The 26554-nt window shown below is 34.8% G+C and carries 24 protein-coding genes and 1 pseudogene; 19 read left to right on the forward strand and 6 right to left on the reverse strand.

The features are described 5' to 3' along the window. Positions 1-127 precede the first annotated feature (127 nt). Positions 128-217 (reverse strand): annotated as a pseudogene (locus tag BW936_RS20200) (transposase); the annotation flags it as partial. Positions 218-473: 256 nt separating this feature from the next. Between BW936_RS20200 and BW936_RS00005 the strand changes: the two are divergent. From BW936_RS00005 to BW936_RS00025, 5 genes are all read left to right on the forward strand, one after another. Then, the gene (locus BW936_RS00005) at positions 474-1655 is read left to right on the forward strand and encodes a DUF6786 family protein (RefSeq protein ID WP_076546282.1); all 1182 of its coding nucleotides are present in this window, start codon (positions 474-476) and stop codon (positions 1653-1655) included. A 614-nt stretch (positions 1656-2269) separates the two neighbouring features. Further along, positions 2270-3409 (forward strand): Atu1372/SO_1960 family protein, encoded by a 1140-nt coding sequence (locus BW936_RS00010; protein ID WP_076546283.1) that lies wholly within the window; start codon positions 2270-2272, stop codon positions 3407-3409. Positions 3410-4353: 944 nt separating this feature from the next. Further along, the gene (locus BW936_RS00015) at positions 4354-5622 is read left to right on the forward strand and encodes a glycoside hydrolase family 27 protein (protein WP_076546284.1); all 1269 of its coding nucleotides are present in this window, start codon (positions 4354-4356) and stop codon (positions 5620-5622) included. Positions 5623-6111: 489 nt separating this feature from the next. Beyond that, positions 6112-7683, forward strand: a complete 1572-nt coding sequence (locus tag BW936_RS00020) for a beta-N-acetylhexosaminidase (RefSeq protein WP_076546285.1) — start codon at positions 6112-6114, stop codon at positions 7681-7683. Positions 7684-8013: 330 nt separating this feature from the next. Then, positions 8014-8319 carry a TraB/GumN family protein gene (locus BW936_RS00025; protein WP_159438989.1) on the forward strand — a complete coding sequence of 102 codons (306 nt, stop codon included), beginning with the start codon at positions 8014-8016 and terminating at the stop codon, positions 8317-8319. Between the two features lie 395 nt (positions 8320-8714). On the opposite strand, the gene BW936_RS00030 is transcribed toward BW936_RS00025, so the two are convergent. The 4 genes from BW936_RS00030 to BW936_RS00045 all read right to left on the reverse strand — a co-directional run bounded on the left by BW936_RS00030 (position 8715) and on the right by BW936_RS00045 (position 12699). Beyond that, on the reverse strand, positions 8715-9131 hold the full coding sequence (locus BW936_RS00030) for a hypothetical protein (RefSeq protein ID WP_076546287.1): 417 nt from the start codon (positions 9129-9131) through the stop codon (positions 8715-8717). Positions 9132-9211: 80 nt separating this feature from the next. After that, positions 9212-9883, reverse strand: coding sequence for a class I SAM-dependent methyltransferase (locus tag BW936_RS00035; RefSeq protein WP_244156151.1), 672 nt, complete (start codon positions 9881-9883; stop codon positions 9212-9214). 77 nt (positions 9884-9960) lie between these two features. Further along, a complete protein-coding gene (locus tag BW936_RS00040; RefSeq protein ID WP_076547916.1) occupies positions 9961-11763 on the reverse strand; it encodes a DUF885 domain-containing protein in 1803 nt (600 codons plus the stop codon). Positions 11764-12075: 312 nt separating this feature from the next. Then, positions 12076-12699 carry a LysE family translocator gene (locus BW936_RS00045; protein WP_084181940.1) on the reverse strand — a complete coding sequence of 208 codons (624 nt, stop codon included), beginning with the start codon at positions 12697-12699 and terminating at the stop codon, positions 12076-12078. Positions 12700-12798: 99 nt separating this feature from the next. On the opposite strand from BW936_RS00045, the gene BW936_RS00050 reads away from it, so the two are divergent. Then, positions 12799-13692 (forward strand): LysR substrate-binding domain-containing protein, encoded by an 894-nt coding sequence (locus BW936_RS00050; protein WP_076546289.1) that lies wholly within the window; start codon positions 12799-12801, stop codon positions 13690-13692. On the opposite strand, the gene BW936_RS00055 is transcribed toward BW936_RS00050, so the two are convergent. Beyond that, on the reverse strand, positions 13661-14011 hold the full coding sequence (locus BW936_RS00055) for a DUF983 domain-containing protein (RefSeq protein WP_076546290.1): 351 nt from the start codon (positions 14009-14011) through the stop codon (positions 13661-13663). The two genes, BW936_RS00050 and BW936_RS00055, sit on opposite strands and share 32 nt — an antisense overlap. 92 nt (positions 14012-14103) lie before the next feature. Here BW936_RS00055 and BW936_RS00060 point away from each other — a divergent pair, with 92 nt between their 5' ends. The 13 genes from BW936_RS00060 to BW936_RS00120 all read left to right on the forward strand — a co-directional run bounded on the left by BW936_RS00060 (position 14104) and on the right by BW936_RS00120 (position 26553). Then, the gene (locus tag BW936_RS00060; protein WP_076546291.1) at positions 14104-14982 is read left to right on the forward strand and encodes an AraC family transcriptional regulator; all 879 of its coding nucleotides are present in this window, start codon (positions 14104-14106) and stop codon (positions 14980-14982) included. Positions 14983-15016: 34 nt separating this feature from the next. Continuing rightward, positions 15017-15562, forward strand: coding sequence for a hypothetical protein (locus tag BW936_RS00065; protein ID WP_076546292.1), 546 nt, complete (start codon positions 15017-15019; stop codon positions 15560-15562). Positions 15563-15572: 10 nt separating this feature from the next. After that, the gene (locus BW936_RS00070) at positions 15573-15950 is read left to right on the forward strand and encodes a nuclear transport factor 2 family protein (protein ID WP_076546293.1); all 378 of its coding nucleotides are present in this window, start codon (positions 15573-15575) and stop codon (positions 15948-15950) included. Positions 15951-15977: 27 nt separating this feature from the next. Continuing rightward, positions 15978-16760 carry an agmatinase gene (gene speB, locus BW936_RS00075; RefSeq protein ID WP_076546294.1) on the forward strand — a complete coding sequence of 261 codons (783 nt, stop codon included), beginning with the start codon at positions 15978-15980 and terminating at the stop codon, positions 16758-16760. A 56-nt stretch (positions 16761-16816) separates the two neighbouring features. Further along, a complete protein-coding gene (locus BW936_RS00080) occupies positions 16817-18160 on the forward strand; it encodes an MptA/MptB family glycosyltransferase (protein ID WP_076546295.1) in 1344 nt (447 codons plus the stop codon). Positions 18161-18396: 236 nt separating this feature from the next. Further along, complete coding sequence (locus BW936_RS00085) at positions 18397-19029, forward strand: GNAT family N-acetyltransferase (protein WP_076546296.1); 633 nt, start codon at positions 18397-18399, stop codon at positions 19027-19029. 110 nt (positions 19030-19139) lie between these two features. Further along, a complete protein-coding gene (locus BW936_RS00090; RefSeq protein ID WP_076546297.1) occupies positions 19140-20327 on the forward strand; it encodes an argininosuccinate synthase in 1188 nt (395 codons plus the stop codon). Positions 20328-20467: 140 nt separating this feature from the next. Continuing rightward, on the forward strand, positions 20468-21442 hold the full coding sequence (gene argC, locus BW936_RS00095) for an N-acetyl-gamma-glutamyl-phosphate reductase (protein WP_076546298.1): 975 nt from the start codon (positions 20468-20470) through the stop codon (positions 21440-21442). A gap of 49 nt (positions 21443-21491) precedes the next feature. Beyond that, positions 21492-22286 (forward strand): pyrroline-5-carboxylate reductase, encoded by a 795-nt coding sequence (gene proC, locus BW936_RS00100; protein ID WP_076546299.1) that lies wholly within the window; start codon positions 21492-21494, stop codon positions 22284-22286. Between the two features lie 142 nt (positions 22287-22428). Further along, positions 22429-23553 (forward strand): aspartate aminotransferase family protein, encoded by a 1125-nt coding sequence (locus tag BW936_RS00105; protein WP_076546300.1) that lies wholly within the window; start codon positions 22429-22431, stop codon positions 23551-23553. Next, entirely contained in the window at positions 23550-24746 is a 1197-nt protein-coding gene (locus BW936_RS00110) for a glutamate-5-semialdehyde dehydrogenase (RefSeq protein ID WP_076546301.1), read from the forward strand. The genes BW936_RS00105 and BW936_RS00110 overlap by 4 nt, the downstream gene beginning before the upstream one ends. Positions 24747-24850: 104 nt before the next feature. Further along, positions 24851-25618, forward strand: a complete 768-nt coding sequence (gene proB / locus BW936_RS00115; RefSeq protein WP_076546302.1) for a glutamate 5-kinase — start codon at positions 24851-24853, stop codon at positions 25616-25618. Then, positions 25612-26553, forward strand: coding sequence for a Rossmann-fold NAD(P)-binding domain-containing protein (locus tag BW936_RS00120; RefSeq protein WP_076546303.1), 942 nt, complete (start codon positions 25612-25614; stop codon positions 26551-26553). Before proB ends, BW936_RS00120 begins: the two co-directional genes overlap by 7 nt. Position 26554: the final 1 nt, after the last annotated feature.

Raw genomic sequence — 26554 nt, forward strand, 5'->3', positions numbered from 1 at the left:
ACCTAACTTTATACATAACAAAAAACCAGAGAAGCTAGCTTCTCTGGTTTAATATTAATAATTTAAAAACTGTCAACCTATTTTAGGACGACTCACATGTTAAAAGCTGAACCTAAACTTCAGGTGCTTTTTTGAGATTGTTGGCGATTGCGGACAGGTGCATGACCTTGTTCGCCTGTGCGAGTCCGATTGTCTTTATTTTTCGCATTCCCATGAACTAGGCAAGTATGAAAATATGAATAGATCAAGGCAATACCACTGCCCACAAGGCACTTGCTCCCTTTAGATTAATAGCATACCTTAGGTATAATAAAGCTGCCGATAATGGGCATATGACGTTAATAAACAATTGTGGTTTTATGCTTGATCTAAAGACTGTTGCAGACTTTATTATATTTAACTTCTAAAAATTATTGAACATAAACCCATAACTGTTCCTATACATAAACGATAACATTCATAAAACAAAAACAATGAAGAATCTACTTTACCTTGTATTTATCTTACTAACATTAAATGCCTGCAATAAAAATTATGACAAGGGAACATTTGGATACGATGTAGACTTCCTAAACAAAAATCTAAAAACAGTTGTTCTTAAAAACAATAATGATAAACGTCAACTAGTAGTGGTTCCTGATTATCAAGGTAGGGTAATGACCAGCACTTCAAATGGTTTAAATGGCAAAAGTTATGGGTGGATTAACTATGATTTAATATCATCTAACAAATTAGAAGAGCATATAAATATTTTTGGAGGAGAGGATAGATTTTGGTTAGGTCCAGAAGGAGGTCAATATTCTATTTTCTTTAAAAAGGGAGATGACTTTACCATAGACAAATGGTTTACTCCCAAACCCATAGATACAGAATCTTTTTCCTTAGTAAAAAATACGGATACTAGTGTAACTTTTAATAAAGAGATGCAATTAACTAATTACCAAGGATATGAATTTGATATTAATGTAGAAAGGACTATATCGCTATTGGAGGTAGATAAAATACAAGAAAATTTACAGATTGATATTAACGACAATATATCGTTTGTAGGGTTCCAATCCGAAAATAAAATGACCAATCTAAGTGAAACTTGGTCTAAAGACAACGGACTTCTATCTATTTGGATATTAGGTATGTTTGTTCCATCTGAAAACACAACCGTTATTATTCCCTACAAAGATTCCTTAGAGTTAAATACTCGTTATTTTGGGGAAATTAGTTCAGATAGACTAGCAATTACCAACAATGCTGTATTATTTAAAGGAGATGGAAAATACAGGTGTAAAATAGGTCTTCCGGCAAAAAATGCCTTATCCGTTTTTGGAAGCTATGATGCCAAAAACAATGTGCTTACCATTGTCAAGTATTCCAGAACAGAAGAAACTTCTTATGTAAATTCATTATGGGAATACCAAGATAATCCATATGAGGGCGATGTCATCAACACCTACAATGACGGAGCCATGAAAAACGGGGAACAGTTAGGTCCTTTTTATGAACTAGAATCTTCCTCTGCCGCCATAGCATTAAAAAGAGGTAATGCTATTAAGCATATTCATCAAACCTATCACTTTGAAGGGGACTTTGAAAGTATCAATAAAATAGCAAAAAAAATATTGGCGATTGATTTAGATGAAATAAGTTTCCAAAAATAAAGCACGAAATTTGGCTCGGCTTATCCGTATTACAAGCTTTTAATTTGAATTATCTACCATCATGGCAAGCCTCTCTACCGGGCTTTTATTATACTACTTTAATAACTGAACGCAAATTTAGAATCTCCTGTAGAAATATTTTCTGGGGTTAAACCCAGCTTTTTTTACAAATGATGCTAAGGCAAGTCTATATCTATAGTGTTAGCTAAAAATAACCAATGCATAATAAACCCGATGAAAAAGCGCATTTTAGTAGTTGCCCGTATTTAAAATTAGCTTTTATAATAACAGCTATACCTTCCCAAAACCAAGTAACAAACACCAGTAATTAAAAGTTTTGACTTAACATACTAACGAAAAATTCATGATAAATGGACCTCTATATGACTCTTATCCAAAACCTTGAATATGTGTTTTAGCATCTCATTAATCATTTAACAAAACATTGACGACCAAAATTAAAAAGGACCTTATTATTTAATATATTTCTACGGAAAATAAATTCTTTGTTTTCTTTTTAATTAACTCAAAATGCAATGGTTACAGATAAACAAAAAAATCTTGTAATCATTTTAGTATCAATTCATTAAACTTTACAAATAGCAACATTTAAAATGAACAAAATTTTCAAAACAACATTATTAATTTTAACTATCGTTTTTATGAATAACATTCAAGGGCAAGAAGCCAAAATACTTGTCTTAATTCATTCGGATAATGGCGGAACGTATACCTTAGCACAGGAAGTCGCAAAAGGAATTGAATCAAAAGGAAATGCTAAAGCCTTTATAAAAAAGGTAAAACCATCAGATAATCCTTCTTTAAAAAACGTACCTCTGGCTACAGTTGAAGAATTGACATCTTATAATGGAATTGCTTTTGGTTCTCCCGTATATTTTGGAAACATTAGCACACCAATGAGTGAGTTTTTTTCCAAAACAGTTGATTTGTGGAGCAAACACGCCTTAGAAGGAATGCCTGCAACGGTATTTATGTCTGCAGGTAGTGGAGCTGGAAAGGAGCTGGCCATACAATCTTTTTGGAACACCTTGGCCGTACACGGCATGGTCCTAGTTTCTAATGGCATTATGGGTAACGATACCATAGATAAAACTGTACCACAAGGCAATACGGTTCTGGGGGTAACTAGTTTAGCATCCTTAAATAACATAAAAAGACCTACCAAAAGCGAGCGTCATCTAGCAAAACTTCAAGGAGAAAATTTTGCCAACGTAGCAAATGCATTAAAGGGCACTTTCCCTACCCATAAAAAATCAATAGAAAAAAAAGAAGAAGTAGATATAAACACGGTGCTAAAAGAAAAGCAAATAAAATTACCCGAAGTCCCTAAACCTGCGGGAAGTTACCAACCCTATGTGCGTTCCGGGAATTTAATATTTATCAACCAAGTAGCGCTTAAAGATGGAAAAATTGTACATCCCGGAAAACTAGGACAGGATATTAATGAGGAGCAAGTAAATGAAGCTACTACAGCTACGATACTTAATGTTTTGTCTGTATTGCAAGACGCTGTTGGGGGAGATTTAAATAAGGTAAAAAAATGTGTGCAGTTAACCGGAATTTTTAATACCAAGGACGACTTCACTAAACACGCAGATTTAATGAATGTAGCATCTAATTTAATGGTTGACATTTTTGGCGAAAAAGGGAAACATGCTAGAGCAACCTATGGGGCTTCCTCTATTCCCGTAAACTCTTCTGTGGAAATTCAAGCAATTTTTGAAGTAGAATAAATATTAAAATATGGATAGTAAAAAACAATAAAATACAGTACTCAATTTAATTAGGATAAAGGCCGGTCACTAACAAAAACAAATTCATATTTTTCTTTAATTAATACCATTCTATTCTTAGCTCATAGATTCTACAACTAGATTCTATGAGCTTTCTTTTTAAATTTTGCCTCATTTATTCAGATAATTTAAATAGGAACTCTTCTTTAGTTATGAAAAGCTTTAATTGGGCTAGAATACATAATTCTCTACAATGGCATTGATAGACCTCATCAAAAAAAGTTACTTTTTAGTAGCTAAATTGTTTAGTCAACCATCTAAAACACATGCTATAGCAAACAAATAAGAAAAAACTATAAGTATTATAACATGTTAAAACAACGTGTGTAGATGTAATCACTTTAAACCTAAACAAATATCCTACGAACTAATACTTATTTTACTACAATTTTACTTCTGGTATTTCACAAATTATCTAAAAATCTAACAGATTCCTGTTAGTTCTCTATGGAAGAAATTTCTAATAATCACTTGATAGAAAAATACACAAAACAAACTTGAAGTACCTAAAGGGTAACCAAAATTATACTCAATTTTTTTAAAAACATATACTTTAAAGTAGTTGCAATCACTAGATTTTTATATCCAATAAATCTAGTTTACATAGGAGACAAAACTGCTTAGACATTCCTTTACTATTATGTAGGTTTCTTTTTCTTAAGAAAATCTTATGTAATTCTCTATTCCGTTTTTATTAGCTAAATTAGTTGTTTAATCCACACAACAAATCATATGCAGCCCCCTAATGCTAAATCTTGTTCTACATATTACCCTACAAGCATATTTATAACTTAATAACGGAAATTAAGAAGATTACACAACCATTTAAAATAGACATCAATTTAAAAATTGACGTGAAAGCAAGCATAAAATAGTTAACCACAATGAACAAACTACTTACCATCCTTTTAATAGTATTTTTAATCTCGTGCCACACAGAAAAAAGTAAACGAGAAATAACCAATGCTCAAAATCGCACTATAAAAAATAGCCTAGATGATACCCCAAAGCCTCCAATTATGGGATGGGCTAGTTGGAATAATTATAGAATACATATCAATGAGGAAATCATAAAATCTCAAGCTGATGCCATGCTAAGTACCGGCCTAAAAGAAGTAGGTTATACCTATATAAATACCGATGATGGCTTCTTTGGCGGTAGAGATGAAAATGGAAATATCTTACCGCATAAAGAACGTTTCCCTAACGGAATGAAATCCCTGGCAGACTATATTCATTCTAAAGGATTAAAAGCAGGCATCTATTCGGATGCTGGAATAAACACATGTGCTTCTTACTGGGACAAAGATACTATTGGTTCCGGCATGGGGCTATATGGTCATGAGAACCAAGATTTAAAATTGTTTCTTAAGGAGTGGGACTATGATTTTATAAAAATAGACTGGTGTGGAGGTGAATGGCTAGGGCTGGATGAGCAAACCCAATATACCGAAATAAGTAGACAAATAAGAGAAATTAAACCTAGCGCAATCTTTAATGTTTGCAGGTGGAAGTTCCCTGGTAAATGGGTTACGCAAGTAGCAGATTCTTGGCGAATATCTGGTGATATCAGCAATGACTTCAATTCAATATTACATATAATAGATTTAAATGCCGATTTATGGAAATATGCTTCGAAGGGCAATTACAATGACATGGATATGCTTCAGGTAGGTAGGGGAATGAGCTATGAAGAAGATAAGACTCACTTTTCTATGTGGAGCATGATGCACTCGCCACTTTTACTTGGCAATGACCTCACAAATATGAGCGACGAAACTATTGATATTATTACCAACAAAGATATTATTGCCTTGAACCAAAGCTCATATGTATATCAAGCTAGAAGATTAATTGATTATGGAGACCTAGAAGTATGGGCAAAACCACTGGTTTCAACAATGAGTGGCGAAATTGCAGTTGCATTATTGAATAGATCCGAAAAAACCGAAAGCATAACATTCAACTTAAAATCAGTAGGCTTAGACGCTTCTAAAGAATATACAATGAAAGATTTATGGACAAAGGAATCTTTTACAGCCTCTACTGAAGAAAAAGTGTCAAAAGAGGTTGCACCACACGGTATAGTTGTGCTTCAAATAAAAGGTAAGTCACTACCATTTAATGTATTTCAATATAAAGACAAAGATTAATCTTAAAAACCCTAATCATCTCATTCTAATTAAAATATACCAAAATGACTTCTCCTATCTATTGATTACAGCAAAACTTTTCTGCCATAGAAATAGTTGTTGTTTATCAAGTGGAGCTCACTTCAAGAATATAGCACATCAAAAACCATTTTATGTAAATGACCAGTCCCATAAAATGGTTTTCTGATTATAGCTAATAGCGTATGCCATGACAAATGCATACCTAAAAGTTAAGGGTTCAGTTATTCAAAAACTTCCTTATGCCTGCCCTAAAAACTGGGTACAAAAAAATAGCTTCTAGCACACAAATTGCATGAAAATTGTGACGATAATTACAATAGATGCAACACGACCAATATATACTTTGAACTTGTGTTTTATATGTACAGTCTGTGTATATTTAGCTTATCTTGATTACAAGAATTAATTTTTACCCTAAACCATTTTTTAAAAAATACATTATCAACTAAACTAAGGAGGCTGAATATTATGAAGATTATTAAATATGCCATTATAACTTTACTGATCTTAACGATGACCAGTGGTTCTAAAATTAAAGATAATAACTTATGGAAAGTTGTACCTTATCCTAACTTGGTTTCTACTACCTCTGGTACATTTAACTTTAATAAAGAAATTAAAATTTCATCAACCGATGAAAGTGTAAAACAAACCATAAAGTTCTTTGAACAAAAATTTAACGATTTAGACATAGCCATTGATAATCAATCTAAAAAAACCATCAAAATTGAGATTTCTCCATCAAGCAACTTAGATCCAGAATCTTATGAGCTGAATATTTCTAAAAAACAAATTACGTTAACTGCGCCAGATTCTAAAGGTGTATTCTATGGCTTAATGACTATTTGGCAACAACTAAAATTTTCAAAACGTAAAACAATACCCTGTGGCACTATAAAAGATGAACCTCGTTTTGCCTATAGAGGCTTTATGCTTGATGAGTCTAGACACTTTTTTGGAAAGAAAAAAGTAATGGAAATTATTGACATGATGGCTACCTTTAAAATGAATAAATTTCATTGGCACTTAACAGATGCCACCGGTTGGCGAATTGAAATTAAAGCGCTCCCTAAGCTTGCTATTATAGGCGGTCAAGGTAACCATACCAATGATAAAGCTGAAGCAAAGTATTATACACAAGAAGAAATAAAAGAAGTTATCACTTATGCAAAAGAACGATTTATAGAGATTATACCTGAAATTGACATGCCAGGACATGCCACTGCTGCCAATAAAGCATATCCTGAATTTTCAGGCGGAGGCAGTGATAAGTATCCTGAGTTTACCTTTAACCCAGGCAAAGAAAGCACATATGATCACTTAAGCAACATCTTAAAAGAGGTAGCAGAACTTTTTCCTTCTCAATATATTCATTTAGGCGGTGATGAAGTTCATTTTGGAAACGAGAGTTGGAATACCGATGATGCTGTACAATCCCTTATGAAAAGAGAAGGTTATGAAACCCTTGTAGAAGTAGAGCACCATTTCATGCGCCGAATGCAAAAAATTCTCAATGATATGGGGAAATCACTAGCTGGTTGGGATGAAATTATCGAATCAGGAATTAATAGTGATAATACCGCAGTGTACTGGTGGCGCCATGATAAAGAAATGCTACTGGAAAAATCGTTAGAAAATAAATTCACCACCATCCTTTGTCCACGTATCCCTCTATATTTTGACTTCCTTCAACATGATATGCACAAAAATGGCAGAACTTGGAATGGTATTGCCGAAATTGAGGGCGTTTATAAATATCCAGACAGCACACATCTATTTTCGGAGAACGAACTACACTTGGTCAAGGGTATTCAGGCCAATTTGTGGACAGAGAAATTTGACAGTGAAGAATGGGTTGATTTTATGACTTTTCCAAGATTGTTGGCTCTTTCAGAAACTGCTTGGACCAAAAAAGACCATAAAGATTTTTCACGTTTCAATAAGAATATGCCTGTATTGTTTGAGTTTCTAGAGGAACAAAATCTATACTATTTTAATCACTTAAACCCAGAACTTAGTGCTGAACCAACTACACACTAACCCTAAATTAAAGGTGTTACATCACCTATATTTAAAATAGGTATTATAAGTAGGCTATTGGAAATCATTGAGCATAAAACGTTCATTTTAATTTTCAATTTAACGAATTGGTTATCCATCCCAAAAACTGTTTATATGTAACAGGCGAGATGTAGGCTCACCCACAAAGGGTATGCTACATTTCGCCCATTACAGTAAAGCGTACGCTGCAACCTCAGTTACCTAACGTACCAAATAAACAAAACCTAAAGTGTATTTCTAAAACATTTTTATTTTTTGTAACAAATTTTAGATTCGACTACTTAACCCGCATAATCTAAAAAAATGAAAATGATATTTTTAAAATTACCTTCTATACTATTACTGTGTGTTCTTGTATGTAGCATAGCTACAGCGCAAGAAAAAATAAACATAGAAAATTCCGTGTTATGGAAAGTAGAACTCCAGGATCTTAATACACCATCATTCATTTTTGGGACTTTGCATATTATGTGCGAAGATGATTTTATGATTCCTGAGAAAATTCAAAATGTTCTTAGCAATGTTAACGCATTAGTTTTAGAAATCAATTTATCTGATTCTAATGAAATACAACAACTTCAAGAAGCTACAAGCAATCCTAAAATATGGCATTAGCGGTATTTGTAATCACATTTACCGTTAGTAAGAATACCCTAAAAATAGTACAGATTCCGAAATCGATACTACTTTAAGAGGGAACTACATTTACACGATAATCAAAAAATTTTAATGCTCCCACGTTTGCTTCAAAATGTCAACTATGCTTTCCATTCAATGCTTCGTAAACCTGCCCCGGGGTTATTACTTAAAAAGGTAAATTGTTCAAAGACCTACCCCACACTCGTCCAATCGCTATTTGGACTTTTGAATGTACCAAGCAAGCGTCTATAAAAAGTAGGATAGCGAAAATGACCTGTGAACTAAACAACCATCTAAAAGGTCTGCTTGTTTTGAACTACCACTATTAAACAAATTAACCTTTCGCTATCCTCTTTTAAAAAACTTCGCGTTTACTTAAATAAACGTATAGATGACTCTTTTAAATTCAATTTTGCCGGTTGCGGAAATTCGGCATGTACTATCAATACATTTTCATGGTGCTGCTCTAGTTCACTCAACACATTTCTGTTCAGTAATAAAATGGTTGAATGACCGTAATGATCTAGTTTATCTAAAATGGTTTTTCCGTTAAATTCACATACCCAATGCGTTTCTGACATATTCTCTTCGTAAAATAACTCAATAGTAGGCACCTGATAATAATTATGTTCCCCAATACCTTCTAAATCAAAAACCAAGCGAAGCAAACCACCTTCTAACTTGGCTCCCTCACTAGAAACCCCTAATTGCTCAAAAGATAACTTACCAGAAGTTGGTTCATTAAATTTTACTTTTATCTCTCCTTGATTTATCTCTACTTTGCTCATCCCTTTTTTTGTTTATATGATCTCATCAAAGCTAGAGAACAAGGCTAATGTATGCTATGACATTTATCAGCATAGCCAAATCATTCCAACCTATACAACCACGTTACAATAACACCATGTTCATCTACAACTCTTAGCAACTCTTGTTCTTCTAAAATTTTTAAATTAAATGGAGGTTCAAGAAGTAAAATGCCGCTGTTCTTTTTTAAACGGGTTCCCTGACCTGAAATAATATCTAAATTGGGTGTAAAATCTTTATTGGGAAGATGCTCTGTAACTATCACGTATTTATAACCGCACAACCTATTGGCTACTTTCTTTACCTCTTCATTAGATATATGCTGTAACACTTGACGAAGAATGGCACAATCTGCGTTAGGTAGTGCCTCTTTGGCGATATCTACACATAGAAATTCTAAATTAGAAATGTTATACTTTTCCTTATTGCGTTCAATAAGTTCCGGAACAATATCTACGGCTATGGTTTTCTTGGTGTAACCAACTAGTTCTTTACCTACATTAAAATCCCCACAACCTAAATCGCATACAGATATTGGATTGTTATGAGAGCTTAAAAATGCAATTATAGCTTGTATATAAGGCGCTACGATCTCTGGATTATGAGAACCCTCACCGGAATAAAAATCTGACCCACCACTACCCCACAGGTTTTTCTCATAGACCTGCTGCATGGCCTCTTTTGTTGGCCATGGTCTTTTATTTCGTTTTGTTTTATTGTCTTTACTATTCACCGCTATTGTATTAAAAAAAACACGTTATAAACTTTCGTTTATAACGTGTTAATATACTTTAAAATGATAAATTCTATTTATTGCTGTGTAGCTACCCAAGCTTTTACCCTACGTTCCAATAGGTGCAAAGGTAAAGCACCACCACCAAGAATAGTATCATGAAAACCTTTAATATCAAACTTATTACCCAATTCGGTCTCAGCCATTTTACGCAATTCTTGAATTTTAAGCATCCCTATTTTGTATGAGGTTGCTTGCCCAGGCATGACCATATAGCGTTGTACTTCTGCCTTAATAGCCCCTTGAGAAATTGAAGAATTTTCAGTGAAATATGTAATGGCATCGGCTTCTGTCCAACCTTTTGCGTGTAAACCTGTATCCACTACCAAGCGAATAGCTCTCCAAATTTCATTTACCAAACGACCAAAATCATAGTACGGATTCTGGTATCCGCCCATTTCTTTTGCCAATGCTTCTGAATACAAACCCCAACCTTCACTATACACACTAAAACCTGCCTGTGTTCTAAACTTAGGCACTGCCTCTAATTCTTGGGCTATAGAGATCTGCATATGGTGACCAGGGTTACCTTCATGATAGGCAACACCCTCCATTGTTGTTTTTGGCATTGCGTTCATATCTGATAAATGCACATAATAGGTCCCTTTTCTAGAGCCGTCTGGCGTACCCGCAGAATAATGTTGTGGCGCACCATCTTGCTCACGAAATGCTTCTACCCTTTTTACCTGCAACTTAGCTTTTGGTAAAATACCAAAGTAGTCCGGCAATTTTTTGATTAAATCATCCAAGTATTTTGTAGACTCATCTAAATACCCCTGTCTACCTTCATCAGTATTTGGAAAGAAAAATTGAGGGTCTGTATTTACAAATTTGAAAAAAGCGTTTAGATCTCCATCAAAACCAACTTTCTCCTTGATCGCCATCATTTCGCCCTTGATTCTAGCTACTTCTTGTAATCCTACTTCATGGATTTCCTCTGCAGTCATATCCGTGGTTGTAAAAACCTTTAACCTATGGTTATAAAATTCCTTTCCATTCTCATGGCGACTAACTCCCGTTGGGGTTTCTTCAGCGTTATCAACTTCGCTTTCTAACCAAGCCAAAAGCTTTTCATAAGATGGTATAAAATAATCACTCAGCGCTTTCTCTGCTTGTACTTTTAGTGATGTAGCCTGTTCTGCCGTTATCTTTTTTGATGTAACTAGGGCATCGATTTTACCAGACATATCATTTAATAATGGCGCACCATCTTCTAATGATTTGGTTTGAGCGATTACCGTATTAAATGCAAATTTTGGAGGAAGATTACCGGCCGCAGCTTGTTCTTTAGCTCTTACTACCAACTGATCTATACCCCTAGATGCTTCTTTAATTCTAGAAATATAAGCGTTCATATCTGACAGACTGTCTACCTTATGAAAATTGATCAAATAACTTGGCAATCGGGTATGCATACCTCGCATCTGGTCAAAGACATAATCTAAATTCTTAAACTTGGAACCTTCTTTTAATGTTTCGTATTGATATACCCATAAATCATAAGACGTTTTATCGGCATCGTTCAGCTTATCATAATCAAACTTCTCTTTTAACTCTTTCGTAGCATTTGCGCTCCAAGCCAACTCTTTTTCTTCTGCAGCTTTACTTAGATCATCAATTTTATCATACTGATCTTTGCGCCCTTGAGCTGTTAAACCTAAAGGACTCATCTGTAATTGTTCTTCGTATTTTTCATTGAACCATTTATTCAATGCCACTGTTTGATCTACCTCAACTTTAGGCTCTTCTTTACAAGAAGCGAGCAGCAAAAAACTAATAAAAAAACTAGTTGCGATACCGGTGGTAATATTTTTTTTCATAATAACTGAATTTGAGTTTAGCATGTTAGAATTCTGCTGTTATTCTTTAACTCAAAACAGCAGTTAGGAAAGAATTAAAGATACTGATTTTACTAAACTAAAACTTCTTTTTATGATTCCCTTTTTACCTGATGCAATACCATAAACGCCTATAATGATTATTATTTCTATGTACTACCAAAAATCATTCGACTTCTAAAAACAGTAACCTGAGCTCATGAAGTTGGTTGGCCTAAAAAATTTCCCTGCGCATAGTTTCTATACATCGTTATCCACTAGAAGTAATGATAAAAACAATTTTGCCCCGCCTTATTACGTGAGCGCTATTTTAATTCCCATTAAAATAAACACTAAGCCACCAAGCTTATTCAACATTTTACCCGTATGCGGATTACTCTTGATCCGATTTGAAAAAACACTGGCAAATAAGGACAAAACTATATACCACACCACGCCTATTACAGCAAAGGTAACACCTAACAAAAGGTATGGTACAGGGTTCATTTTTTCACTACTTGAAATAAACTGTGGAAAAAAAACAATAAAAAATAATGCAACTTTCGGATTTAATGAGTTTGCAAAAAAACCAGACCAAAAATCACTTTTTGTCTTCCTTTTATCTATTTTGTGTTCTTTAAACGCCCCTACATCACTCTTTTTCATAAAGGTAGAAACCCCTAAATAAATAATATAAGCGGCACCTAAATACTTAATTGCGGCAAATGCAAAATTAGATTTTGCCAACAATACAGATAAGCCCAAAGCAGCAAACAAAGTATGCGTTAATACACCGGTATTTATACCCAACGCTGCTTGTATTCCTGCCCTTCTACCTTGACCTATAGCCTTGTTCAAGATAAAAAAGGTATCTAACCCCGGTGTCATTGTAAAAAATAGTGCTGAAACCATAAACGTTATATAATTTTCTATCCCCATAATTTCTAATTATTAAAAAATCATACGGCAAAGAACCTATTTTGACACCTGACCTAAAATACATATTTTTAAGTTTTTAATGCATAAAACGCATTAGTAATGACAACACAACAAATAAAATACTTTTTAGTACTTGCCGGTGAACTTCATTTTTGGAAGGCTTCTGAGAAAGTTTATGTTTCTCAGTCTACTTTAAGTAGACAAATTCAATCACTTGAACAGGAGATAGGAATTAAACTCTTTGAACGAGATAAAAGAAATGTGAAATTAACTGATGCCGGCAAATTTTTACAGGAGAAATGGACAGTTGCCATAAATGAACTTGATCATATTCAAAAGCAAGCAAAAAAAATTGATCAAGGCACATCTGGCTTTATCTCAATTTCTTACCCAGGGTCAATTGCTTTTAGCTATTTACCGCTGTTCTTAAACGTTATAAACGAAGATTTACCGGACTTAAAATTAGAATTGACAGAACCTACAGATGAGCGTCATGAAAAGTTATTACTCAACTATGAAACAGATATTGCCTTTAATAGAGATGTAATTAACAATATACACATCTCATCTTTTAAAATTAATACAGAACCTATCTGTTTAGTTACTTCAGAAAAACATTGGTTAACAGAAAAAACTATCATAAATCTTAAAGACTTAAAAGATGAAAATTTCATAATAGCAGGCTTACATAAAACCACCTACTTCTCCTCCCTTCTAAGAAATCTATTTTTAAAAAACGAATTTGAACCTAAAACAGTTATCGAGTCTGACTTTGGCGGTATGATCTTAAACTTGGTAGCACAAGAATTGGGTATTTCAATACTGCCCTATTCTTACAAGTTCTCAAATGTTCCCGGTGTACAATTTATTGAATTGAATGAGAAAATAGACCTTTTTATAAACTGGAGAAAAACTGACCCTAATAAAACTACACAAAAGGTAATTGAACTAGCAAAAACAATTAATTCTTATAAAAAATATAAATCCAAATAGATCTGGAAAGCCTAAAATTAATAGTACTTAATAACACAGCTATAGCCGCAATTATAGCGTATACTCTTACAGGCGACAAATCTACGAAGTACCAAAAGAGCACCAAGCTAACAATCATTTGCGCCACGGCCAAAGCATAGCTCACGAACATAGCACCGAAAAAGAAACCTGTTTCCTTTTCAAATTTAAAATTGCATTCAGCACACCTTTTATCCATTTTAGGCATTTTAAACAAAAAAATGTTTCCGGCATCACTAAAAACATCTCCTTTTCTACATTGGGGACATTTACACTTTAATACATCTATAATTAAGCTCATGATTACAATTTATGATACCACAAAATTAAGACACAATGAAAGCGTTTCCATTATATCATTAGCTCCATTATTTGTACTTTTAGGACATTAATATGAAAATACCTGCTTTAAATATTCATCAATTTTTAGAAAACAAGCCTTTAGACAGCTTGTACGTGAACTCTTTCTCTACCCATATTGCACTTAATCAAAGTTTAATAAATAGACCACATAGTCATAACTTCTACTTATGTGTGTTATTCACAAAAGGTTCCGGCACCCATGAAATTGATTTTAACAGCTATACTATTGAACCCGGAATAGTTTTTTTCTTAAAACCGGGTCAAACGCATTCTTGGAAATTTGACTCATCACAGCCAGAAGGATTCATTTTTTTCCATTCCCAAGAATTTTATGAACTAAAGTTCTTAGACCATGCACTGAATTCATTTCCTTTCTACTATTCAAATCAAAATCCGCCATTTCTAAAACTATCCGAAGAAAAATTATCTGCTATTTCATTTCATTTTATTGAACTGTTTAAAGAATATCAAGAAAGCAATTTTCTACGTGAAGCCAAAATCACTAATCTTATTAATTGTATTTATATTGAATTGACCCGAGTGTATACGGCTGATACTACGATAGAAAAATTTGGATCTAGCAGCTACTCAAAAATACTTGAACATCTAGAAAAGCTAGTAAACACCCACTTTTACACTGAAAAATTACCTAATTTCTATGCGGACAAACTTAGTATTACCACAAAGCACTTAAATAGAGTAGTCCGCAAGACAATTAATAAAACTACGAGCACATTAATCTCTGAGCGTATTATACTAGAAGCTAAACGATTAATAGTACATTCTGATGACAATTTAGCCGGTATTGCAAATACGTTGGAGTTTTCTGATTATGCCTATTTCTCAAAATTTTTTAAATCAAATACAGGAATGACCCCTATGGAGTTTAGAAAAATGTATTTTCACTAAACCATTCAACTTTACTCAATACTCCCTACTAAATATGGAACAGATAAAAGTTATATTCTTTCTATTAGCATCATTCTTTGGCATTGAAGAAAGTAAAATTGCGGCAGACAAAAACACCGTAACGATTTACCCAAAAGATCATAAAATTGAGATTGTTCAAGAACATCTTTTTACCATCATACAAACAGAAAAAGATACCGCACTGACCTTGGCACAATGGGAACAATTATCAAATTGGAAAGAAAACAAACTACAATGGGCTAAAGAGTTAGAAAATTTCACCAACAAAAATATGACTATTGAAAATAATGAAGGAGTTATTGTCCCACGCATATCTTTCAATTATACTGACGAAAAAGACCTACGTGCCCTGGGTATTTGGTATGACCAAGAGAAAAATCAATATTCAATTAATAATGTGCCAAGAGAGCATACCACTAGTGAAAACGGTAAATTAGAAGGTAATTACTGGTTTTTTGACGGAGACAACACATATAGCTTTACTAATGAGGCTTTTGTTGACCTGCCTAATGAGTATAAAAAATTAAAACTTCCGATTTCTGAAATCTTGAGGGACTAAATTTCAAATTATGGACTTACAGAAAAACAAAGAAAATGCCATTGCTTTTTACAAAACAGCTTATTTAGGACATCCAAAACTAGCTATAGAAAAATATGTAGGTAACGAATATATTCAGCACAACCCGGCAGTAGCGAACGGTACACAAGGTTTTATCGATTACTTTGAACGTATGCAAAAAGAATACCCTGAAAAATCTATTGAATTTGTGCGCAGTATTGCAGAAGGTGACCTTGTTGCCTTACACACGCACCAAACATGGCCTGGTAACGACCAATATATTACTATGGATTTTTTCAGGTTTGATGACAACGGTAAAATTTGCGAACATTGGGATTCTATTCAGCAAATTCCCGAAGAATCAAAGAACCCGAATACGATGTATTAATTTAATATTAAGACCTAATACGTTATTATGAAAGATATTGTAATTCAAGGAATTAATTGGGATGCCAAATCTTCTTTTCAAAGAGGTCCTGCAAAAGCTCCTGACCTCATCAGAAAAGCATTGTACAGCGACTCTATGAACTTGTATACAGAACTTGGGGTATCTATAGAAAATGATGCCATTACCGATAAGGGTGATTTTGCCATTAACGAGTATTTTGATATTGAAACTATTACCAAAAAGAATATTGAATCTGGTTCTAAACTGCTGACACTTGGCGGAGATCACTCGATTACCTTCCCCATTATAAAAGCTTTTAACGAGCACTACCCAAAACTAGACATTTTACATATTGATGCCCACGCAGATCTGTACCATGACTATGAAGGCGACCCCTTCTCTCACGCATGCCCTTTTGCACGTATTATGGAAAATGGTTTCGCCGTAAAATTGGTTCAAGTTGGGATAAGAACTCTGAATCCGCATCAAGCTGCACAAGCAAAAAAGTATAATGTAGATGTTCACGAAATGCGGAATTTAGATTTAAACGCTATTCCTAAATTCGAGAATCCGCTTTATATTTCTTTAGATATGGATGGCTTTGACCCCGCCTTTGCCCCGGGAGTATCTCATCACGAGCCTGGCGGACTCTCATCTAGACAAGTTTTAGACTTAATTCATAGCATAGATACCGAAGTAGTAGGTGCAGACATTGTAGAATATAACCCTGATCGAGACTTTCATGACATGACCGCTTACTTGGCCGCAAAAATGATGAAAGAATTTTTAGGAAAATTGATGGGCAATTGAAATCATTTTTCAATAAAAAACCAGTAAATTGACCTGTTACTAAACCCAAACCCCTAATGCCCATTACCTTTAAAAATTTTCTGAAACTCCACAAAGTTTCCTTGACTTTAGCGGTATTAAGTTTTGTGTTTTATTACACCTTCGCCTATCATTTAGACCGTTCAGATTTTATAAAGTTGCTCTCCCTTTTTGTAGCTCTTTTCTTTTTTTGTTTTAAGCTGATACAATTTGAAAAACTAAATTTCAGGTTCTTATTAAGCATCGGTGTTATTTTTAGACTCATTTTTCTATTTACCGAACCTAACCTTTCTCAAGATTTTTATCGTTTTATATGGGACGGTCATTTGGTCTCTAGCGGTGCCAACCCCTATTTACACACACCCAATCAGTTAATTGAAAACATCGCATCTATAATACCAAATGCCAATATTTTATATGAAGGCATGGGTAGCTTAAGCGCACGCCATTACAGCAATTACCCACCCCTGAACCAGCTCATTTTTGCCTTAGCAGCACTATTAGGCGGCAAAAGTATCTTTGGTTCTCTATTTACCATGCGTGCCATTATTATTCTTGCAGACGTTGGCATATTCTATTTTGGCAGAAAGTTGCTGAAAAACCTGAATAGATCTCCGCATTTAATTTTCTGGTATTTTTTAAATCCGTTAGTTATTGTAGAACTCACGGGCAACCTTCATTTTGAGGGCGTCATGCTGTTTTTCTTCATTCTAGCCCTGTTTTTACTATCCTTGGATAAATGGAAAACTGCCGGTATTGTTTTAGCATGTTCCATATCTATAAAATTGGTTCCACTTCTATTCTTACCACTGTTCTTTAAATATTTAGGCTGGAAAAAGAGTATAGTATTCTATACCATTATAGGCATAACATCCATTATGCTATTTCTACCGTTCAACACCCCAGAATTTATAGCTAATTATAGCAAGACTTTAAAACTATGGTTTTCTAATTTTGAGTTCAATTCTAGTATCTATAACGTCGCTAAAAAAACTGCTATTTATTTTGATGCAAAGCCTTGGGAGTTCATCAAGGAATATGGTAAAATTACACCAATGCTCACTATTGCAACAGTAGGCCTATTTACATTTTTACCTAAAAAATATGACCTAAACAGAGTGCTTTGGTCTATTATGTGGGTTTTGACCATCTATTATTTCATATCTACTACCGTGCACCCATGGTATCCCATATTTCTAGTATTACTTTCCATTTTTACTACCTATAGATATGCCATTATTTGGTCTGCGGCCATTGTATTAAGCTACTTTGCTTATTCTCAGGCAGATTTCAAAGAAAACCTATGGCTTTTGAGTATTGAGTATATTTCAGTGTATGGCTATTTGTTTTATGAAATTGTTTCACATAATAACAAAAAGTGAAGTTTTTGTAAAAATTATACTATGGGTGATGTCAAATAAATATAATTTGTACATTTACCCCATAATGAACGAAAAAAACTACTTTTTATATAGCACCATGAGCCCAGTTGCTCTTGCTCGCCCGTTCACATCTCGCCGTCGTCGCCCGTAAGGGTAAGATATAATTATGGAATTAGGTGAGTCCATTTCCGCACAGAAAATCAAAACTTTTTTTACACTTTTAAATCTAACTGGCAATGAACTTAATTGTTGCTAACGAATCACATTTTAAATACGCTGAGGATATCTGTGATACCATAGCTGAATCTGCCAAAGTACGCGGTACCGGTATTGCAAAACGTACTCCTGAGTATATTCAAAGAAAACTGTCTAACGGCAATGCAATCCTAGCTTTGGACGGAGATAAATTTGCGGGCTTCTGCTACATTGAGGTTTGGGGACATGAAAAATTTGTTGCCAATTCCGGACTCATAGTACACCCAGATTATAGAGGTCAAGGTCTTGCCAAAAGTATTAAGGCAAAGATTTTTGAGCTTAGCAGAGCGAAGTTTCCAGATGCTAAAATTTTTGGTATCACCACTGGTTTAGCTGTTATGAAAATCAACTACGAACTTGGTTATAAGCCCGTTACATTTTCTGAATTAACGGATGACCCAGAATTCTGGAAAGGCTGCCAAACTTGTAAAAACTTCGATGTTCTTACAAGAACGGAGCAAAAAATGTGCTTGTGCACAGGTATGCTATATGATGGGGCTACCAAGAAAAAAGCTGAAGAGACCAAAAAAATGAACGGTAAGGCATTCACAAGATTAAAAAGTATTAAAGAGAGTTTATTTCTGAGAAGAAAAGAAGAAAAAAGTAAACCATAGCAATTAAATATATGGGTTGAATGATGAAAACAACAATCTATTTTCTCTATTCTAGCCCTATCAAACCAAAATAATAATTACCCGGCATCACCGGAATTGAACTTATTACAATGAAAAAATTAGTACTAGCATACAGTGGCGGATTAGATACATCTTATTGCGCTAAACATTTATCAAAAGACAAAGGATTTGAAGTTCATGCTGTAAGTGTAAATACCGGCGGATTTACTTCAGATGAAATAAAGGAAATTGAAAAAAAATCTATAGAACTAGGTGCAACCTCTTACACTTCTATAGATGCTGTACAGATCTTTTATGATAAAGTGGTCAAATACCTTATTTTCGGTAACGTATTAAAAAACAACACCTACCCTCTTTCTGTAAGTGCTGAACGTATTGTACAGGCTATTGAAATTGTAAACTATGCCAAAAAAATAGGTGCTGGTTATATTGCACATGGTAGTACCGGTGCAGGTAACGATCAAGTTCGTTTTGATATGATTTTCCAGATCATTGCCCCAGAAATAGAAATCGTTACGCCAATTAGAGATAACAAACTAGCTAGAGAAGAAGAGATCGCATACCTAAAAGAAAACGGTGTAGACTACCCTTGGGAGAAAGCTAAATACTCTATAAACAGAGGACTTTGGGGAACATCGGTTGGTGGTGAAGAAACCTTAACTTCTGAAAAAGCATTACCTGATACTGCTTACCCAAGCCAATTACAGGAAAAGAACCCAACAGATGTAAAACTTACTTTTGAAAAAGGTGAACTAATTGCTATTGATGGGGAAAAAGATACTGCCGTCGCGAACATTGAAAAACTAGAAGCATTAGCTTCAAAGTACGCTATTGGTAGAGATATTCATGTTGGTGATACAATTATAGGTACAAAAGGTAGAGTTGGTTTTGAGGCACCAGCTTCATTAATCATCATAAAAGCACATCATTTGTTAGAAAAGCATACGCTTACAAAATGGCAACAATACCAGAAAGAACAACAAGGTAACTTTTACGGAATGTTATTGCATGAGGGTAATTACCTAGATGCCGTAATGAGAAATATAGAAACTTTCTTGACCGATACCCAAAAAACCGTTTCTGGAGATGTTTTCGTTGGCTTATATCCTTTTCAGTTTAGATTGCACGGTATTTCATCTAAACACGATTTAATGACCGATGCCTTTGGTAAATACGGAGAAGTAAATAAAGGATGGACCGCTGATGACGCTAAAGGATTTATTAAGATACTATCAAATTCCGGAAAAATATATAACCATGTTAATGGAGATAAATAGATAATTAGGAGTTAGGAAAAATAGTATTAAGTAATGGGTACAAAGTATTAAGTTAAAAGGTTCAAGGCAAGCCTCTGAGCATTAAAATCTAGATTATTGAGTAAACCAAGTACTTCGTACTAATTACACAAAAGAAAATTATGATTAAAACAGGTATTATTGGTGGTTCTGGTTATACGGGCGGGGAGCTTATTCGCATCTTATTGAATCATCCGGCAACGGAAATAGATTTTGTTTTCAGCACCACAAGGGCTGGAAAAAAGGTAACTACTGCACATCCGGATTTATTAGGGATTACTGACCTAGAATTTACGGGAGATGTCAACCTTAATGTTAATGTTGTTTTTCTATGTTTAGGCCATGGAAACTCCACCGCATTTTTAAAGGCTCATGATTTTTCATCCGATACTGTAATCATTGATTTAAGTAATGATTTTAGATTACATGCCGATGCCGATTTTAATGGAAAACAATTTGTGTACGGTTTACCAGAATTATTTAAATCTGATATTGAAAACGCAAAATATATAGCTAATCCCGGTTGCTTTGCTACGGCAATTCAATTAGCGTTATTACCGTTAGCGAAAGAGAACCTTTTAGAAAATGAAGTTCATATCAATGCCGTAACCGGTAGTACCGGCGCAGGTGTTAGTCCGTCTGCAACTTCTCATTTTTCATGGAGAAATAATAATGTGAGTTGGTACAAGCCTTTTACCCATCAACATTTGGGAGAAATTAATGAAAGTCTTCATTCTTTCCAAGAAAATACGGGCAAGCTATTTTTTATGCCCAATAGAGGAAACTTTACGCGTGGAATCCTAGCCACTTCTTACACCAAATTTGATGGTAGTATAGCCGAAGCCAAAAAAACCTATGAAGATTTTTATAAGGATGCTGTATTCACCCATATGTCTCAAGAACCTATAAATCTAAAACAAGTGGTCAATACCAATCAGTGTCACATACATTTACACAAACATGAAGATATATTGTTGATTACATCTGCCATTGACAATTTATTAAAAGGTGCATCTGGACAAGCGGTACAGAATATGAATTTAATATTCGGGCTAGAAGAAAATCTAGGCTTGAATTTAAAGGCAGGTGTCTTTTAGAAAAAAAAGTAAAAAGTACTATGTAATTGGTACAAGAAAAATATAAAAAATGAAAATAGCGATTATAGGTGCAGGTAATTTAGGACTTTCTATTGCAAACGGAATTCTAAAAAGTAATGGTGCCACTAGCATGTACCTTACCAAAAGAGATACAAAATCTATTGCCAATTTTGAAAAATTTGACAAGGTTACGGTTACTGATGATAACCGCTTGGCCGTACAAAATTCAGACATTTTAATTTTTGCAGTGCAACCGGTTCATTTTGTCGCAATTTTAGAAAGCATAAAAGACCTATTGACCGAAAATCACGTGGTAATATCTACCATAACAGGTTTCAGTATCGAAAAAATGGAAGCGGTTATTGGTAAGGACAACTACATTGTTAGAAGTATGCCCAATACTGCTATTTCTGTTGGTAAATCTATGACCTGTATCTGTAGTAATGAAAAAGGGAAAAAACGTATTGACCTAACTAAGGCAATTTTTAATAGAATGGGACATTCTATGGAAATACCCGAAAACCAAATGCAAGCTGCAACTGTTATTTGCGCAAGTGGCGTAGCGTTTTGGATGCGCTTAATACGGGCTACCACCCAAGGCGCTATACAACTTGGCTTCGATGCCAAAGAGGCACAAGAATTAGCGATGCACACTTGTAATGGCGCCGCAGGCTTACTTATAGAATCTGGCAACCACCCAGAAGAGGAGATTGATCGTGTTACCACACCTATGGGCTGTACCATTACCGGATTGAACGAAATGGAACACCAAGGGCTAAGCTCATCATTAATACAAGGTATTATTGCCTCTTACGATAAGATTACCGAATTTAAAACAAAGTAAATAACCTTAGAGAAAGTTCGCGGGGTCTTGAATTGAAAATATAATTATTATTTAGAAGCAACTATCACAGAATTTTAACCTCGATTTTCGAGTAAAACAAGCTACTGAACCCGTTCACTTTTGAACTTGAACCTATTGAATTATGAAATTATTTGACGTTTACCCACTATATAATGTTACTCCCGTTTCTGCGAAAGGAATTGTTGTAACCGACGATAAAGGACAAGATTACTTAGATTTTTACGGTGGGCATGCCGTAATTTCTATTGGTCATACCCACCCACATTATGTACAGCGTTTAAAAGATCAACTGGATAAAATAGGATTTTATAGTAATGCGGTACAAAATCCTTTACAAGTAGAACTTGCCGAAAAATTGGGTGCGGCTTCTGGTTGCGAAGATTACAATTTATTTTTATGTAACTCTGGTGCCGAGGCTAATGAGAATGCACTAAAAATGGCATCTTTTGTTACCGGAAAATCTAAAGTTATTGCCTTTAACAACGGGTTTCATGGGCGTACCTCTGCTGCAGTTGCAGCAACGGACAACCCCTCTATAAACGCTGAACTTAACCAGCAACATGAAGTTGTTTTTCTTGACCTCAACGACATCAAAGGTTTTGAAAGAGAAATTTCAAAAAATGTATGTGCCGTAATTATCGAACCTATACAAGGTGTAGGCGGATTAGATGAACCTACTACCGCATTTATACAGCAAGTAGCATCGCTATGTAAAGAAAATGATGCGCTTTTAATTGCCGATGAGGTACAATGTGGCTTTGGCAGAAGTGGAAAATTCTTCGGATTTCAACATCATAACATTCAACCGGATATTATCAGTATTGCAAAAGGTATGGGTAACGGCTTCCCTGTAGGCGGTGTTCTTATTCAAGAGAACATTAAAGCAAAATACGGAATGTTGGGTACTACTTTTGGCGGAAATCACTTAGCATGTGTTGCCACCATGGCTGTACTTGAAGTTATAGAAAAAGAAAACCTGATTGCCAATGCGCAAGAATTAGGAGTTTACTTTAATGAGAGAGCAAAAGAAATTCCGCAAGTAAAACGTGTAAAAGGAAGAGGTTTGATGTTAGGGTTGGAGTTCGATTTTCAAGTTGCCGATCTACGCAAAAAATTAATTCATGAACACTTCCTTTTTACAGGTGGGGCAAAAGACAAAACCGTTCTTAGAATTTTACCGGCATTAAATATTACCAAACAAGATTTAGATGTGTTTTTCACCGCTCTTAAGACTGCTTTATCATGAAAACAACACTAAGCTTAGCAAAAAGAAATGCCGTATTAAAACGTATGGCAGAATTGGTTCAACAAGAAGAATCAATGCTAATGTCTGCCAACGAGAAAGATTTAAATTCTTTTGAATCTGGGGACATTGCCATGATCGATCGGTTAAAAGTGAATAAAGATAAGGTAGCTGAAATGGTATCTTCCTTAAAAAAATTAGCGGCGCTACCAGATCCTTTGCATGTAGAACGTTTTCAATTTACACATGATAACGGATTAGAAATCAGTAACAAAACGGCTCCGTTTGGCACAATCATGATTATTTATGAATCTAGGCCAGATGTTACTATTGAAGCTGCCGGAATCGCTTTTAAATCTGGAAATAAAATATTACTGAAAGGTGGTAAAGAGTCCCTAAACTCCAACTTAGTTCTGGTCAATCTATGGCATAAAGCATTAGAATCTTGTGACTGTGCTACAGATTGGGTTAGCTACCTAAACTATTCTAGAACAGAAACACAACAGTTTTTAGAAAATCCCACGCAAAAGCTCGATTTAATAGTTCCTCGCGGTGGCGAAAAACTAATTGCTTTTGTTAAGCAACATGCTCAGTGCCCTGTAATTGTAAGTGGTCGTGGCAATAACTTTGTCTATGTTTCTCATGAGGCAGATTTGCAAATGGCTTTAGATGTTATTGTGAACGCAAAGACGACTAAAATATCTGCTTGTAACGCAGTTGATAAAGTAATTATATCTAGAGATTTACCCCGTAAAGCAGAATTTTTAAGTCACTTGATTCAGACTTTAAAAAAACATAATGTAGAAATCTTAACCGATGCCAAATTAGCCGGTATGGATGGTACTTCTGAAATGCAAAACGAATCTGTTTGGTATGAAGAATTTCTAGATTATAAAATAGTACTTGGGCAAGTGCCTGATTTGGATGAAGCCATACAGCTAATCAATACCTACGGTGGCGGACATTCAGCTTCCATCATTACAAAAGACGAGGAAGAGGCAGACATTTTTATGCAGTCAGTAGATACGGCAGCTGTGTACCATAATGCATCTACCCGTTTTACCGATGGCGGACAATTTGGTTTAGGCGGTGAACTTGCTATCAGTACCGATAAATTGCACCAACGCGGACCAATTGGCTTACAACACCTAGTGACCAATAAATGGTATGTAAAAGGGAATGGGCAGGTTAGATAGGTAATTGGTTGTTCGTTTTTCGTAAAATAAATAATAATAGTGTCGGGTTGTGCGCAATCAAAACTTAAAAAAGGGCTAATAGTTAAGACTAAAAGCAAACAAGCATGTTGAAAAAGAGAATTTTATTGAAATTAGGTTCCAATACCTTAACTAAAGACACTGACCATATTTCTCGTGGTAAAATAGAGGATATTGGCAGGCAAATAGCTGCTTTAAAAGATCAATATGAATTTATCATTGTGAGTTCTGGGGCTATTGCTGCTGCTAAACAATTTGTAAAAATTGAACATAACGGAGAGGAAATCAATGTAAAACAGGCATTGGCATCTATTGGCCAGCCACATCTAATGCGTATTTTTCAAGAGAATTTTAGAGAACTAGGGCTTTTTACATCGCAGTGTTTGTTATCCTATTCCGATTTTGAAAATGAACAGACCAGAGTGAATATTAAAAATACGATAAATGTTCTCGTTGCCAATAACTTCATCCCTATCATCAACGAAAACGACACCGTAGCCACTGATGAAATTAAATTTGGAGATAACGATAAACTAGCAGGTTTAACGGCATCGCTTTTATCAGCAGACATCTTAATTATTGCCACCAATACGGACGGAATTTATACAAAAATGTCATTAGCCACTTCTTCTCCTAAAACCATAGTATCGGCATCGGATTTAAGTGAATTACTAAAAGAAATTGGTGCATCTACATCTACCCATGGCACTGGCGGTATGCAATCTAAAATAGACGCAGCCACCATTGCTCAAAAAGCAGGTATTGAAACTTGGATTACCAATGGTTTAAAAGATCACTTTATTACTGACGCCCTTGAAAATAAAAGCACATTTACAAAAATTAAAGCATCATGAATTATCTTTCTATAAATGATATCGACTCTTTATCTACCTGGGTAAAGGAAGCTATATCGCTTAAAAAACAACCTAAAAAACACAAAGCTCTTGGTAGCGATAAAACTATTGGGCTCCTATTTTTTAACAACTCGCTTCGTACACGTTTAAGCACCCAAAAAGCGGCTATGAACTTAGGCATGGAAGTCATTGTTATGAATTTTGGTAGTGAAGGCTGGGCTTTAGAATATGCCGATGGTACCATTATGGACCAAGGTACTTCTGAGCATGTTAAAGAAGCAGCACAAGTAATTTCTCAATATTGTGATATTATTGCCATTCGTGCTTTTGCAGGTTTAAAAAACAAGGCATTAGATGAAGCCGAAGAAGTCTTGAGCGGGTTTAAGACATACGCATCTGTGCCTATCGTTAACATGGAAAGTTCCGTAGGGCACCCGTTACAAGCACTTACAGATGCCATAACTTTAGAGGAACATAATTTTAAAAACAACCCAAAAGTGGTTTTATCATGGGCTCCACACCCAAAAGCTTTGCCACATGCGGTTGCTAATTCTTTCATACAAATGATGCAAAAGCAAAACGCTGAATTTGTGATAACTCATCCCAAAGGATATGAGCTAGACCCAAACATCACAAAAGACTGCACTATTGAGCACGATCAAGAAAAAGCTTTAGAAAATGCAGACTTTGTGTACGTAAAAAACTGGAGTAGTTATACTGATTATGGTCAAATAAAATCTCAAGATTCTAATTGGCAAATGACCCTTGAAAAATTAGGGAATGCTAAATTTATGCACTGCTTACCAGTTCGTAGAAATGTAGTAGTGGCTGATGAAGTTTTAGATAGCGAACAATCATTGGTCATTGAACAGGCGAACAACAGAACCTTTGCCGCACAATTGGTGTTGAAAAAAATTCTGGATAATTTAAAATAGA

Origin of the sequence: Maribacter ulvicola (genome assembly GCF_900155985.1) — a bacterium.
Taxonomy (GTDB): domain Bacteria; phylum Bacteroidota; class Bacteroidia; order Flavobacteriales; family Flavobacteriaceae; genus Maribacter; species Maribacter ulvicola.

Bases quoted from the DNA above. Each gene is read 5' to 3' on its own strand.
- BW936_RS00090 (WP_076546297.1), top strand. From the start codon at position 19,140: ATGAAAAAATTAGTACTAGCATACAGTGGCGGATTAGATACATCTTAT.
- BW936_RS00005 (WP_076546282.1), top strand. From the start codon at position 474: ATGAAGAATCTACTTTACCTTGTATTTATCTTACTAACATTAAATGCC.
- BW936_RS00020 (WP_076546285.1), top strand. From the start codon at position 6,112: ATGAAGATTATTAAATATGCCATTATAACTTTACTGATCTTAACGATG.
- BW936_RS00070 (WP_076546293.1), top strand. From the start codon at position 15,573: ATGGACTTACAGAAAAACAAAGAAAATGCCATTGCTTTTTACAAAACA.
- BW936_RS00030 (WP_076546287.1), bottom strand. From the start codon at position 9,131: ATGAGCAAAGTAGAGATAAATCAAGGAGAGATAAAAGTAAAATTTAAT.
- BW936_RS00080 (WP_076546295.1), top strand. From the start codon at position 16,817: ATGCCCATTACCTTTAAAAATTTTCTGAAACTCCACAAAGTTTCCTTG.
- BW936_RS00085 (WP_076546296.1), top strand. From the start codon at position 18,397: ATGAACTTAATTGTTGCTAACGAATCACATTTTAAATACGCTGAGGAT.
- BW936_RS00045 (WP_084181940.1), bottom strand. From the start codon at position 12,699: ATGGGGATAGAAAATTATATAACGTTTATGGTTTCAGCACTATTTTTT.
- BW936_RS00060 (WP_076546291.1), top strand. From the start codon at position 14,104: ATGAAAATACCTGCTTTAAATATTCATCAATTTTTAGAAAACAAGCCT.
- BW936_RS00050 (WP_076546289.1), top strand. From the start codon at position 12,799: ATGACAACACAACAAATAAAATACTTTTTAGTACTTGCCGGTGAACTT.
- BW936_RS00025 (WP_159438989.1), top strand. From the start codon at position 8,014: ATGATATTTTTAAAATTACCTTCTATACTATTACTGTGTGTTCTTGTA.
- BW936_RS00010 (WP_076546283.1), top strand. From the start codon at position 2,270: ATGAACAAAATTTTCAAAACAACATTATTAATTTTAACTATCGTTTTT.
- proC (WP_076546299.1), top strand. From the start codon at position 21,492: ATGAAAATAGCGATTATAGGTGCAGGTAATTTAGGACTTTCTATTGCA.
- BW936_RS00055 (WP_076546290.1), bottom strand. From the start codon at position 14,011: ATGAGCTTAATTATAGATGTATTAAAGTGTAAATGTCCCCAATGTAGA.
- BW936_RS00040 (WP_076547916.1), bottom strand. From the start codon at position 11,763: ATGAAAAAAAATATTACCACCGGTATCGCAACTAGTTTTTTTATTAGT.
- proB (WP_076546302.1), top strand. From the start codon at position 24,851: ATGTTGAAAAAGAGAATTTTATTGAAATTAGGTTCCAATACCTTAACT.
- BW936_RS00110 (WP_076546301.1), top strand. From the start codon at position 23,550: ATGAAAACAACACTAAGCTTAGCAAAAAGAAATGCCGTATTAAAACGT.
- speB (WP_076546294.1), top strand. From the start codon at position 15,978: ATGAAAGATATTGTAATTCAAGGAATTAATTGGGATGCCAAATCTTCT.
- argC (WP_076546298.1), top strand. From the start codon at position 20,468: ATGATTAAAACAGGTATTATTGGTGGTTCTGGTTATACGGGCGGGGAG.
- BW936_RS00105 (WP_076546300.1), top strand. From the start codon at position 22,429: ATGAAATTATTTGACGTTTACCCACTATATAATGTTACTCCCGTTTCT.
- BW936_RS00065 (WP_076546292.1), top strand. From the start codon at position 15,017: ATGGAACAGATAAAAGTTATATTCTTTCTATTAGCATCATTCTTTGGC.
- BW936_RS00015 (WP_076546284.1), top strand. From the start codon at position 4,354: ATGAACAAACTACTTACCATCCTTTTAATAGTATTTTTAATCTCGTGC.